Source organism: Silanimonas sp. (assembly GCF_044377035.1).
GTDB lineage: Bacteria > Pseudomonadota > Gammaproteobacteria > Xanthomonadales > Xanthomonadaceae > Silanimonas.
This window is the reverse complement of record NZ_JBILJW010000002.1, coordinates 98382-112208: the sequence shown is the minus strand read 5'-3', so window position 1 is coordinate 112208 and position 13827 is coordinate 98382. Positions and strand designations below refer to the sequence as shown.

5 protein-coding genes are annotated in these 13827 nt (G+C 69.8%); 3 read left to right on the top strand and 2 right to left on the bottom strand.

Annotation, left to right across the window (positions count from 1 at the left end; translation table 11 throughout):
- The first annotated feature begins 181 nt into the window (after positions 1-181).
- The 3 genes from ACIQ6S_RS01580 (at position 182) to ACIQ6S_RS01570 (ending at position 12233) form a co-directional block, all read left to right on the top strand.
- Positions 182-3889 (top strand): S8 family serine peptidase, encoded by a 3708-nt coding sequence (locus ACIQ6S_RS01580; protein WP_397606811.1) that lies wholly within the window; start codon positions 182-184, stop codon positions 3887-3889.
- 143 nt (positions 3890-4032) lie between these two features.
- Positions 4033-8112 carry a S8 family serine peptidase gene (locus ACIQ6S_RS01575; RefSeq protein WP_397606810.1) on the top strand — a complete coding sequence of 1360 codons (4080 nt, stop codon included), beginning with the start codon at positions 4033-4035 and terminating at the stop codon, positions 8110-8112.
- A gap of 26 nt (positions 8113-8138) precedes the next feature.
- A complete protein-coding gene (locus ACIQ6S_RS01570; RefSeq protein WP_397606809.1) occupies positions 8139-12233 on the top strand; it encodes a M64 family metallopeptidase in 4095 nt (1364 codons plus the stop codon).
- Positions 12234-12258: 25 nt separating this feature from the next.
- Here the strand turns inward: ACIQ6S_RS01570 and ACIQ6S_RS01565 are convergent, their stop codons facing one another.
- Both ACIQ6S_RS01565 and ACIQ6S_RS01560 read right to left on the bottom strand, forming a co-directional pair.
- The gene (locus ACIQ6S_RS01565; RefSeq protein ID WP_397606808.1) at positions 12259-12870 is read right to left on the bottom strand and encodes an ABC-type transport auxiliary lipoprotein family protein; all 612 of its coding nucleotides are present in this window, start codon (positions 12868-12870) and stop codon (positions 12259-12261) included.
- On the bottom strand, positions 12867-13826 hold the full coding sequence (locus ACIQ6S_RS01560) for an MlaD family protein (protein ID WP_397606807.1): 960 nt from the start codon (positions 13824-13826) through the stop codon (positions 12867-12869). The genes ACIQ6S_RS01565 and ACIQ6S_RS01560 overlap by 4 nt, the downstream gene beginning before the upstream one ends.
- Between the last annotated feature and the right edge of the window lies 1 nt (position 13827).

The window sequence follows — 13827 nt, the reverse complement described above, 5'->3', positions numbered from 1 at the left end:
GCGGCCGCCGAGGTCGGGTGTCCACGCGGAGGGTGTCATCCCGTCCGTCCCTGGCGCGTTTCCGCACTGTGACCCGCTTGGCGGTCGGCGAAGCCGCCGGCCGCGATGATGGATTCGTGTCAATCGGACGTTACACTCGGACCGGCCTTCCGCCTCCATGCCCCTTCTGCAGGACCCCCCAATGCGATTGCTTACCCTCGCCGCCGCGATCACGCTGGCGCTTCCCCTTGCCGCGCCTGTCGATGCGCGCAGCGACCGCCCGCTGGCTGCCGCCTCCGCCGCGTCGGCCCACGTGCGTGGCTCGTACATCGTCAGCTTCGACGAACCTGCCGCTCCGCTGTTCCGTGGTTTCCAAGCCAAGGACGGGCGTCGCCCGGCGCTGGCACCGGTCGCCATTTCGCTGACCGGCCAGGCCAAGTACGACCCGGAGCGTCCCGAAGCCGAGGCCTACCTGGCCTACATCGGTACCTTGCGCGAGCAGCGCCTCGACGCGGCCTCCGCTGCCGTGGGCCGCGACCTCGTGCCGAAGTTCATCTATGAGCACGCCCTCAACGGCGTCGCACTCGACCTGACGCCCGCCGAGGCCGAGGCCCTGGCCGACATGCCCGGCATTCGCGCCGTGACGCCCGATTTCGAGCGTCGCGCGATGACGGAACGCGGTCCGAGCTGGATCAAGGCACCGTCGATCTGGACCGGCAGCGCCGGCGTCACCAGCCGCGGCGAAGGCGTCGTCGTCGGTGTCATCGACTCCGGCGTGAACCCGACCCACGTGTCCTTCGCGGCGACGGCCGCCGGCTACACACACACCAACCCCAAGGGCGCGCTGCTGGGTTGGTGCGCCACCCCGGCCAACGCCGGCGTCTGCAACAACAAGTTGATCGGCGTCTACGACTTCGTCACCGGCGGCACGAACGGCACCTCGGCATTCACCGCGGACCCGGACGGCCACGGCACGCACGTCGCCGCCACGGCCGTGGGCAACCCGATCACCAGCACGATCAGCGGCCAAGTGGTCGACCTCAGCGGCGTCGCGCCGCGCGCCAACCTGATTGCCTACCGCGGCTGCGGCTCCACGCCGGACAGCCGCTCCTGCGGCCCGAACTCGGGCAGCCAGCTGCTGGCCGCGATCAACCGCGCTGTCGCCGACCAGGTCGACGTCATCAATTACTCGATCGGGGGCGGATCGTCAGACCCCTGGCTGACTGTCGGCGGCGCGGTGAACTCGGACGAGGAAGCCTTCCTCGCCGCCCGCGAGGCCGGCATCGTGGTCGCCGTCGCGGCCGGCAACGACGGCCCCGATCCGGGTTCGCTCGGTTCGCCGTCGAACGCCCCTTGGGTGATCAGCGTCGCCGCCGTCACGCACGACCGCACCGGTCCCGGCGATCGCCTCGCCACCTTCAGCGGCCGTGGCCCGGTCTCGCCGCTCGGCGCGCTCAAGCCCGACGTCGCGGCGCCGGGCGTTTCAATCCGCGCCGCCGGTCGTACCGGCAACGACATCATCCAGCTCAGCGGCACATCGATGGCCTCGCCGCACGTGGCAGGTGCCGCGGCCCTGCTCAGTGCCGCACGCCCCAGCTGGAACGCCGACCAGATCGCCTCGGCGCTGGCGCTTACTGCACGCGCGTCCACCATCGTCGAATTCGCTGATGGCCTTGCCACCACGCCGCACGGCCGCGGCGCGGGCACGGTCGACCTCGAGAAGGCCGCCAACGCCTCGCTGGCCTTCAACGTCCCCGTCGGCGCCTTCCGCAATGCCAGCGAGGGCACGGCTTCCACGCTGAACCTGCCGTCGCTCGCCGCCGCCAACTGCGTCGAGACCTGCACGCTCGATCGCACCGTTTCGGTGATGCCGGGGGCCGCCGGTGGGCAGTACCAGGTCATCGCGAGCCTGCCGGCGGGCCTGTCGCTGACGACCACGCCGAGCACCTTTACGCTCAGCGGCAGTGGTTCGCAGGCGCTGTCGTTCCGCTTCAGCACGAACGCGCAGAGCGCGCTGAACACCTGGGCCTACGGTTCGGTCACGCTGCGTCGCGTGGGCGGCGGTACGCCGGACCTCACGCTGCCGGTGGCCGTATACCTATCGTCGGGCGCAGTGCCGCCGCTTCAGGTCCGCAACGTCAGCGGCGATCGCGGCTATGTCGATTTCGACCTCAGCAACATCATCAGCCTCAACAACGCCCGCTTCGCCGCCACCGATCTCGCGGTGCCGGTGGCGAAGCAGGAAGGGCTGCTGCAGGACAGCACCAACGGCGACCCCTACGACAGCCTCACCGATGGCGTGTTCTTCCAGAACGTGCCGATCAACTTCAATGACGGGCAGACCCACACGGTCCAGGTCAACGTGACGCTGGCCCCGGCCTCGTCGCCCGCCGCGCAGGACTTCGATCTGTTTGTCGGCGTCGACAGCGACGGCGACGGCCAGCCGGAAGAGGCCGAGGAGCGCTGCACCAGCACCTCGTCGGGCGCGACCGAAGCCTGCTCGATCACCGTCACCCACCCCGGCAACAACGTGCCGATCACGGTTTGGGGTCTGGTGCAGAACTGGACCGCAAGCAGCACCGGCGCGCGCAACGACGCACGGCTCGAGATGGCCGCCATCGACAACCTGCCATCGGCGCGCCAGAAGGCCACCGGCCCGGGCAATGTGCCGGCCAACGCGGCGTTCACCGCGCGCCTCGTGTATGACGATCCGACCTTCCTCAACGGGCAGTCGCGCTTCGGCTTCCTCATCGTTGATCGCGGCCCGGGCGTGAACGCGATCCGCGTGCCGTTCAAGCTGACGCGCAACTCGGCCACGCCGTCGCCGTTCGCGATGTCGGCGGGCGTGGACCGCCAGATCCTGCTGGCCGCCGGGGCCTCGCAGGAATTCGCCTACATCGACGTGCCGGCGGGAGCGACCCAGCTCACGGTCACCACGACGAGCAGCGCGAACGTCGATCTCTACCTCGCACGCGTCGCACCGATCGTGCCGGCCGCGGCGATCCCGACGATCGCTGCGGCGCCGGCACGCAACACCGCCACCGCGAGCGCCACGACGACCAGCGGTAATGAAACGGTGACCGTGGCGAACCCGGCCGCGGGCCGCTGGTACCTGACCCCGGTGAACGCCTCGGGCACCACGGCCAGCCTCACGCTCCGCGCCACGATCGCCGGCACCGCGCCGAGCATCCGTCCGGGCGGCTACTTCAACCCGGAACGCAGCGGCCACGGGTTCTTCCTGTATCCGGCGGGCAGCCAGCTCGCGGGCCTCTGGTACACGTTCCTCGCCGATGGCACGCCGACCTGGTACTACCTGCAGGGCGCCGCGCCGGGAGCGAACGGCTTCTGGTCGGGGCAGCTGTTCCGCAGTGCCTGGAACGGCAGCGCGAACACCTTGGTGGAAGTGGGCAGCGCCACCGTCAGCCCGACGGCCACCAATGAGTTCACGTTCTCGTACAACCTCGACGGCGAGACCGGCTCGGAGGCCTTCCGCAACTTCGGTGGCGGCTGCCCGACGCTGTCGGGTAGCCCGCTCAACGTGAGCTCGCACTGGTTCAACCCGGCCACCGCCGGCTCGGGCTACAGCGTGCAGATGTTCCCGAACTACGAGTTCTACACGGTGTTCGCCTACGACGGCCTGGGCATCCCGCGCTACCTGATCGCCGAGCGCACGAGCTTCGGCGGCGCGACGGCGACCGCCGACCTCGAGCAGATCAACGGCTTTTGCCCGCTCTGCAACCGCACCGGCACGCCGACCCGCAACACCATCGGTACGTTCTCGCGCGGTTTCTCCGGTGGCACGTTCTCGAACATCACCCTGAGCGGAACGTTCGTGAATGGCGTGCAGGGCACCTGGACGGCCAACGAATCGGTCGGCGCCCTCGGCAGCCTGCAGGGCTGCACGCCCTGACCGCGCTCCTCGTGCCTCGCGCTTGACCCGACACCCCGGCCCACGCCGGGGTGTCGTTTTGTGACGGACGCTGTGATTCGTTGACAAGACGGAGAGCGGGCTTCGCTACCATCGGGGGGACTCCGAAGGATGCCGCCCCCGTGATGCCCGTTCGTCGTTCCCTGCTCGCGCTCTCCCTGTCCCTGGCGGTCGCCTCCGCCTCCGAAGCCCCGGCCGCCGCCGCCGCCGATGATGCGGCGCAACGCTCGATGTGGATCGTGCGTTTCGCTGAGCCCGCTCTGGCGTCCTACACGGGCGTGCAGGTGAAACGCGGGGGCAAGACCCTCGCGGCCACCTCGCCCCTCGTCACCGGCGCGCCGCGCCTCGACTTGGCGTCGAGCGCGGTGCAGGCCTATCGCCAGGAGCTCGCGGATCGCCGCGAAGCGCGCCTCGAGGCCGCCGCCGCCGAATTCGGCCGCCCGCTCGAGCCCGCCTTCGTCTACGACGCGGTGTTGAATGGCGTGGCCCTCCGGTTGAGCGCCGAGGAAGCCGCCATCCTCGCCACCATGCCCGGCATCGCAGCGGTGGAGCGCGAGCGCATCGAGCAGTTGCAGGACGACGTCTCGACGGCGCTGGTCAATGCGCCGGATGTCTGGACTGGCGCGGCGGGCGTGGCCTCGCGCGGCGAGGGCGTCATCGTCGGCATCATCGATTCCGGCATCAACCCGACGCATCCGCAGTTCGCGGCGGTCTCGCCGGTTGATGGCTACACGCACACGAACCCGAAGGGCAGCTTCCTCGGCCTGTGCGCCACCGCGGCTGCGACTTGCAACAACAAGCTGATCGGCATCTACGACATGACCACGGACGGTGGTACGCAGGCTGACACGGGCATCGACCTCGATGGCCACGGCACGCACGTGGCCGGCACCGCCGTCGGCAACGCCGTCAACATCGTCAAGAGCTACACCAACGGCGCGCAGCTGAACTACCAGATCCGCGGCGTCGCCCCGCGGGCCAACCTGATCACCTACAAGGCTTGCGAGAACGGTTGCGCCGGCAGTTGGACCACGGCCGCGATCAACCAGGCCGTGCTCGACGGCGTCGACGTCATCAACTACTCGATCGGCGGCACCAACGTGAATCCTTGGACGAGCGCGGGGTCGATCGCCATGCTCGACGCCCGGAACGCCGGCATCGTCATCGCCGTCTCCGCTGGCAACAGCGGCCCGGACGTCGGCACCGTCCGCAGCCCCAGCGATGCGCCCTGGGTGCTTTCGGTGGCCAACACCACGCACGGCCGTCGCTACGTCAATCGCGTGCGCCTCAGCGGCGGCGCCACGGCCGCGCCGAACGGCGGCGTAATGACCGGGCAGGGCCTGACGCTCGGGGTGGGACCGGCGCCGCTGGTGCGCGACCCGCAGCACCCGCTGTGCACCCAAGGCACGGGCGACCAGACCCTGCCCGTCACTGGTGTCAGCAACCCGTGGCCGACCAACCGCTGGAGCGGGCAGGTGGTGGTCTGCGACCGCGGCGGCACGGCGCGCGTGGCGAAGAGCAACAACGTCCGCCTGTCCGGTGGCGCGGGCACCGTCCTGTTGAACACGGCGGCCGAGGGGGATTCCACCATTGCCGACGAGCACAGCATCCCGACGACGCATCTCGGCTGGACGGACGCGCAGGCTCTGCTGCAGTGGCTGGGCAATGGCAGCGGTCACACCGCGCGCATCGACGGTGTCGAAGTGGAAACGCTGGCCGCCAATGCCGACGTGCTGGCCTCGAGCAGCGGCCGCGGCCCCTCGTCCGTGCTGCCCGGCGTGATCAAGCCGGACCTCGCCGCTCCGGGCTCGAGCATCCTGTCGGCCTCGCACCAGGGCAATGGCGACGCGACGCTCTCCGGCACCTCGATGGCCTCGCCGCACGTCGCCGGTGCGGCCGCGCTGCTGCGCGGCGCGAAGCCCTCGTGGCGCGCCGACCAGATCATCTCCGCGCTGATGGGCACGGCCCGGACCACGGTGACGCGCCGCGCCGGCAGCGCGGCGGTGCCGGCCAACGAGCAGGGCGCCGGCCGCATCGACGTGGCGCGCGCGCTGCGTGCGCCGCTGGCTCTCGTCGTCCCCGCCGGCCAGTTCGGGGCAGGCAGCAGCGCGCAGGCCAGCCTCAACCTGCCGTCGATGGTGTTCGGTGCCTGCAATCCCGTGTGTTCGCCGCTCACGCGCACGGTGACCGACCTCATCGGCGGCGCCAGCTACCGCGCGACCATCACCGTGCCGGCGGGCGTCACGCTGACGACGCCAGAGACGGAGTTCACCGTCGGCTCGGGCGCCAGCAGGGCGCTGCAGTTCAGTGCCCGCATCGATGATCCCGGCCTCTACGGCCGCTGGCTCTATGGCAGCGTCCGTCTGGCCCGCTTGGGCGGCAGCGCCGACGAGGCGCTCACCCTGCCGGTGGCGCTGCGCGCGCCAGTGACCGGCCTGCCGGGGGCGCAGACGCGCAACGTCGACTCGGATCGCGGCTTCTTTGAACTTTCCGTTCCGGGCCTCAACCTGGCCTCGCCCAATGCCCGTTTCGCCGGCACGCGCCTCGTCGGCCTCACCACGACGCGCCACACCCTCACCGCCGACCCCACGCCCTCGGACCGCTACGACAGCCTCACCAACGGCGGCGTCGGCTGGCATGCGATCAGCGTGCCGGCACCGGCCGGCAGCGAGCGCACCCGTGTTCGCATCGAGGTCGAACTGCAGGTGCCGGAAGGCACGCAGACCTCGCTGATCGTCGGCAACGGCGGTGGTCCCGGCTCGCGCAACCAGATCTGCGAATCGGCCACCCGCTGCGTGCTCGACGTCGAGCACTACGGCGATCCGGGCGCGCAGGCCTACTGGGCGATGGTGTGGAACCGATCGGGCACGGGCGACTTCGTGGTGCGCCACAGCGTGCTGCCGCTCACCGCTGCGGCGACCAGCGAGAACGCCCGCCTCACCGCGACCGGGCCCGGCAATGCCTCGGTCGGGCAGGGCTCGACGGTGCGCGTCGGCTGGAACGATTCGAACTGGGCCGTGGGCGAAGTGCGCCGCGGTGCCGTCCTCGTGTCCGCCGCGCCGGGCCAGCAGCCGATGGGCGTGATCCCCTACAGCCTGACGCGTGTCGCCGGCCCGCGTGCCGCGCTCTCCATGGCGCACGCCCGTGCGGAAACCGTCGGCCTCGCCGCCGGGGAGGCGCATGACGCGATGTTCATCGACGTGCCCACCGGCGCGACCCAGCTCACCGTCACCACGGCGAGCAGCGCGAACGTCGATGTCTACCTCGCACGGCGTGCGCCGAACAGCGGCCCGGGCGTGCCGTCCATTCCCGTCGCTCCGGCGCGTGGTGAGGCCTCACACGTGGGCAATGGCGCGACCGGCAACGAGTCGGTCACGGTGTCCTTCCCGGCTGCCGGCCGCTGGTACATCACGCCGGTGAATGCCTCCGGTGCGGCGGCCACCGCCACCGTCACGGCCTCGGTCTCCGCCGCGGCGCCGACGGTCCGCCCGGGCGGCTACTTCAACGCCGACCGTTCCGGCCACGGCGTCTTCGTGTACCCGGCCGGGCCCGATTGGGCGGCGCTCTGGTACACCTACCTCGATGACGGCAGCAGCACCTGGTACTACCTCCAGGGCCCGCGCCCCGGTGCCAACGGCGTCTGGCGCGGCACGATGTTCCGCAGCGCGTGGAACGGCAGTTCGAACAGCCTGACCGCGGTTGGCGAGGCCACGGCGACACCGACCGGGCCGGACGCCTTCACCTGGACCTGGACGTTGGACGGACAGACCGGCTCCGAGCCCCTGAGCGCGTTCGGCCGCGGCTGCCCGACCATCGGCGGCCAGCAAGTGGACGCCAGTGGCCATTGGTTCGACCCGGCCAGTGCGGGCAGCGGCTACAGCGTGCAGTTGTTCCCGAACTACGAGTTCTACACGGTGTTCGGCTACGACGCGCGCGGCGTGGCGCGCTATCTGCTGGCCGAGCGCAACGGTGCTGGTCCGGCGACGGAGACTCTGCCGTTGGGTCAGAACGCCGGCTTCTGCCCGCTCTGCGCCCGCAGTGGCAACCCCACCCGGACCCAGGTCGGCACGATCGAGCGGCGCTTCGCCAACGGCACGCTCAGCGGCTTCACGTTGAACGCGAGCTACGTGGGTAGCGTGCCCGGCACGTGGGCGGCGAACGACGCCGTCACCGGGCTCGGCGAGCGGCAGGGCTGCACGCCGTGATCGGCGGCGGCGCATGGACGCGCTGGATGCGGTGGAGCGCCCCGGCGATCGCCGCGGCGCTCGTGGCGGCGCCGACCGCGGCGCTGCCGGTCCGGGAGGACCTCGCGGGGCACTACCTCGTCGTGCGGCTCGATGCCGACGGCCGGCCCGAGCCGGTCTTCCACCGTCGCGTGGCCCTCGACGGCGATCGCGCCGTGGCAAGTGCCGGTGCGTTGGCCCTGGCTCGCGCCAACCCCGATCAACTCGTCGTTGAGGCCGAGGGCTGGCGCACGGTCGTCGACGTGCCCCGCTTCGTCCGAGGGGAGTTCGCCGCCAACGGCGTCGATGGCGCCATCGAAAGCCGTGTCGCCCCCGATGTGGAGCGCGCGTTCGTGGTCCGCGTTCCGGCCGGTGTCGATGGCGAACTCACGTTGTCCAACCTCGGCCGCGAAACGACGCTGGATCTCGCCGTCGTGGAGCGCGAAGCGGCCTTGTTGCCGATTCCCGCAATTCCCGAGGCCGACGCCCAGAGCGCGTCGGGTGACGGGCGCGGTACCGCCAGTGGTCCGTCATCGAATCGCGTGGACGTGCTGGTGATGGGCGACGGCTACACCGCCGCCGAAGCGGCGACTTTCGCCACCGACGTCGAGAACATGCGCGTGGCGATGTTCGGCTTCTCGCCCTACCGCGAGTACGCCAGCTTCGTGAACTGGACTTCGCTGTTCACCGCATCGGCGCAGAGCGGCGCCGACCACCCGCCTTACCAAGCGGGCTGCACCACGACGAGCTGCTGCGCCGAAACGGCCGCGCAGACCGACCCGCGTGCCAACACCTTCGTCAACACCGCGTTCGACGGCCGCTTCTGCACCAGCCAGATCCACCGCTTGGTCACGGTCAACAACAGCAAGGTGCTGGCGGCGGCGAGTGCCAGCCCGAACTGGGATGAGATCATCGTGCTGGTGAACGACCCGGTGTACGGCGGCGCCGGCGGCAGCATCTCCGTCACCACCACCAACACCAGTGCGCGGCTGATCGTCGTGCACGAGTACGGCCACACCTTCCATCGCCTGGCCGATGAGTACACCACCGCTTATCCCGGCTTTCCGGCCTGCAGCGATATCAGCGGCACGCGCGCCTGCGAAGCGAACGTCACCGACCAGACCGTCGCTGGAAGCATCAAGTGGGCGTCGTGGATCACGCCGGGCAACGCGATTCCCACGCCAGCCGGCACGGCGGGCGTCGGCCTGTTCGTCGGCGCGCGTTACCAGACCACCGGCATGCACCGCCCCGCGAACAACTGCGCCATGCGCAGCCTCGGCGGGCAGTTCTGTTCCGTGTGCTCGCAGGAGTACGTGCTGCGGCTGTATCGCGGAGGTTGGGGGACGCCATCGGCCGGTATCGACCTGATCGAGCCGGGCAGCGAGAGCCCCTCCAGTGCAACGACCGTCAACGTGGCGGCCGGCGGATCGCAGGTGTTCTCCGCGAGCGTGCTGCGCCCGCAGCCGGATTCGGTGAGCCTGCAGTGGTACGTCGACGGCGTGGCCGTCAGCGGCGCGAATGGCACCACGTTCACCTTCCAGCCCGGCACGGGTGGCCCGGCGACGCGGCAGGTGGAATTGCGCGCCACCGACACGACGGCGCTGGTGCGAGCAGCGATGGCGGGAACGGACCTCGTGCATCGGCGGACGTGGAACGTGCAAGTAGGGCCGCCAGGAGTTGTATGGCTTAGCGTTGGAAATGCCAGCGTGCGCGAGGGCGACGTGACGCTATCCCGCATGGGCGTTGCTGTCGATCTCTCCCAACCCGCACCACCGGGTGGAGTATCCGTATCGATGCGGGCCATCAATGGCTCGGCAACGGCTGGCGAAGACTACGACGCTTCTTCGGTGACCGTCGTCATCCCTCAGGGAGAGTCGCGTGGGTCCTTCGACTTTGTCGTTTATGGCGACACGCTGGAAGAGATCGACGAGCAGTTCCACGTGATCGCATCGGCCCCGACAAATGCGCGACTCGCGGATGCGGAGGGGCTGATTCGTATCCTCAACGACGACGGAAATGGTGTTCCGTCGTTGGCCGCTCGCAACGATCGCTTTGTCCTGATGGTTGGCACGACACAGGCGATACTCCCGTCACTCGACAATGACGAATTCAACCCCGGGAGTCTCCTCGGAGGCGCTCTCTCCATTGTCCGCGCTCCAGTAAATGGTTCGGCAAGCATTTCTGCTGGCGAGTTGTCCGGTGACGCATCAGACGATCGCATCAGCTATTCGCCGACGTCGCCCGTGCGTGAAGACAGCCTTCGTTACCGCCTTTGCGACTTCGGTGGTCGCTGCAGCGAGGCCGAAGTCCAGATCCTGCGACGCCCGGTTGCGGAGTCGATGGTCGCCCCAATAGCGGCGCGCGATCGTGGTCTGCATGACATCGAGCTTTCGGGGATTTCTGCGCTCCCAAGCGCGCGGTTCGACGCCCACGGTCTGGTGGCGCCAGCGCTGGTGTCGCCATCGCTGACGGCCGACACGACGCCGGAAACTCCGTTTGACGCCGGTGGCACGTCGACGACCCTGCGCACCTTCGCCGCGGGACCCTCCGCCCGCACGTGGCGGGTGTTCGTCGATGCCATCTCGCTCTCGGGCGGGGACGTGGACGTGTACCTCGGACTCGATGCGAACAACAACGGCCAGGCTGACAGCAATGAAGTTGCTTGCTCTTCGGCGATGTCTGCTGTGTCGGAGCGCTGCGAGCTTGCTGTGTCGCAGGCGGCGAACACGCCGTCACGCTATTGGGTGCTACTGCATTCGCGGAGCGGCGCGCAGAATGCGCGTGCCGAGCTGTTCGAGGTGCCGGTGGACCGTCCGCTAGCCCAGCGTCAGCTCGTTGCCACGGGCCCCGGTGCTGTGGCGGCCAATGCGGAGTTCGCGATGCGTCTGATTTGGAACGACGCCACGATGGCGCCCGGGCAGGTGCGCGGCGGCTGGCTGGAAGTGAAGTCGGACGCGAACACGTCGCTGGGCTGGGTGCCGGTACGGATCGAGCGTGGCGCCGGTGCGGCGGTGCCCTTTGCCCTGCAGAGCGGCATCGACCACGCGATGGCCTTGGCCGACTCGGCGGCGAACGAGGGCCTCTATATCGACGTGCCGCCGGGCACGACGCGACTCGATGCAACCACGACCAGCGCGACGAACGTTGACCTGTATCTCGCGCGCATCGACACGCCCGCGGCAAGCAGCGCCACGCCGAGCGTGCCGAGCGCGCCGGCGCGCAATCTCGCGAGCGCGAGTTCCGTGACGCCCTCGGGTAATGAATCGCTCACGGTCAACAACCCCGCCGCGGGGCGCTGGTACGTGACGCCGGTGAACGCCGCCGGCACCACGGCCGACCTGACGGTGCGCGCCACGCTGACCGGCACCGGCCTTCAACTGCGCCCCGGCGGGTTCTACAACCCGCAGCGCTCGGGCAACGGCTTGTTCCTCTACCCCGCGGGCAGCGAGTGGGCCGGGCTCTGGTACACCTACCTGCAGGACGGCACGCCGACCTGGTACTACCTGCAGGCTCCAGCACCGGGTGCTACCGGCATCTGGCGCGGCACGATCTACCGAAGTGCGTGGAACGGCAGCAGCAACTTCCTCACCCCCGTGGGCGAGGCGACGGTGACGCCGCGTTCGACGAGTGCCTTCACCTTCAGCTACACGCTGGACGGCGAGACCGGCAGCGAGGCCTACGAGAACTTCGGCGGCGGTTGTCCGACGTTCGCGGGTGCGCCCTTGAACGCCAGCGGCCACTGGTTCGATCCGGCACGGGCAGGTTCGGGCTACAGCGTGCAGCTGTTCCCGAACTACGAGTTCTACACGGTGTTCGGTTACGACGCGCAGGGCGTGCCGCGGTACCTCATCGCGGAGCGGAGTGGCATTGGCACGGCGACGCAGTCGATGAGCCTCGACCAGAACACCGGTGCCTGCCCGCTGTGCACGCGCACGGGCAACCCGGTGCGCAACTCGGTGGGGACGCTGACGCGAACGGTGGGCAGCGGCACGCTGCAGCGCATCCAGCTCACCGGCACCTACACGGCCGGCGTGGCGGGCACGTGGGCGGCGAACGACGCGGTGACGCCGCTCGGCACCCTGCAAGGCTGCGCGGGGAACTGAAGGCGCCAGCCCGCGGTACGCGGGCTCAGTCGTCCTTCGCGGTCTCGAGGACCCACGGCATCATCGCCGTGGCCACCTCACCCAGGGCGGCTTCGAACGCAGGCACCACCGACGGCAGCTTCTCGCGCTCGGTGGACTGCTCCCCGCGGAAACGGCGGCTGCCGATCACGCGATGCGTGCGTTGGTCCACCAGCGTCGCCTGCAGTTCGACGACAACGGTGGGCGTTTTCGCGTCCTCGGCATACACCGCTTCGAAGTGGCGAAGGTCGAGGCGCAGCAGCAGGTCGGCGCCCAGGCCGTCCGTTGGGCGCACGACGGCCTGGAAGCGGCCGTGCTCGGCGAAGGCTCCCACCAGCGCCGATTGCACGAGATCCGGTGCGCTGTCGGCCCAGATCGCGCCGCTGTAGACCTGCAGCGTCGCCGGCTTTGGCCGCACGGCGATGCGGTTGCTGTCGAGCAGGGCGCTGGCATTCGGTTCGCTGATGGCCAGCGTGCGGTCGACCTTCGGCCAGGCCTCGTCCGCGGTCACCGACACCTGCGGTGCGTAAACGACGAGCTCGGCCTTGTCGCCGAGCGAGAGGCAGCCCGAGAGCGAGGCGGCGAGGACGAGGGGCAGGGCGGTTCGGCGCAGGCTCACGGCGTGAACTCCTCAGGCGTGGAGCTGCCCAGCACGAGGCTGGACGGGCGTTCTTCGATCTTGGCGGCGGCGCGGTTCAACTGGCGCAGCACGCTGCGCAGTTCCGCGAGCGTGGGGCCGACCTGGGTGAGGCCGTCCCGGCTGAACTGCTGCACGGCCCCGCGGTTCTCGGCGACCAAGGCATTCGCATTGCCCGACAGCGCCTCGAACTCGGTCAGCGTGCGGTCGAGCTTGGCGAGGATCTGCGGCAGGTCCTTGTCCAGCGCGGCCACGCTGCGGTCGAGCCCACCCATCGTGGATTCCGCAGTGGCCAGCACGCGGTCGAGGCGCTCCGCCGATGAGCGCGCATCGCGCAGAAGCTGGGCGATCTCGCCACGCTCGGCTGCGAGCGTGCCGGTCACCTGCTCGAGGTTGGCCATCGTCTTCGAGACGTTCTCGACGGTTTCGTCGTTGAGCATGCGGTTGATGCGGATCAGCACGTCGCTGGCGGTCGTGGTGATGTCTTCGGAAGAGTTCAGCAGCTTCGCGAAGGCCGACTCCTGAGCGGCGATCCGCGGCAGGCCGTCCTCGCCCTCGCGAGCGTCCTTGAGCATCGGGCTCTGCGGGCTGCCGCCGCTGAGCTGGATCTGCACCAGGCCCGTCAGGCCGACGAAGGCGAGCTTCGCCGTCGTGTCGGTCTTTACCGGCGTGCCGGCGCCGACGCGGATGCGGGCGACCACCTTGCTCGGGTCGGCGGCGTCGAGTTTCAGTTCGGTGACGTCACCCACGGCGATGCCGTTGTACTGCACCACGCCGCCGCGCGTGAGGCCAGTGACGGCTTCGGTGAAGACGACTTCGTACTCGTCCCATTGGCGGTCGGAGACGGTTTTCGCCGCCCAGAGGGCGAACAGCATCGCCAGCACCGCCACCGCGAGGGTGAAGGCGCCGATCAACACGTGGTGGGCTTTGGTTTCCATG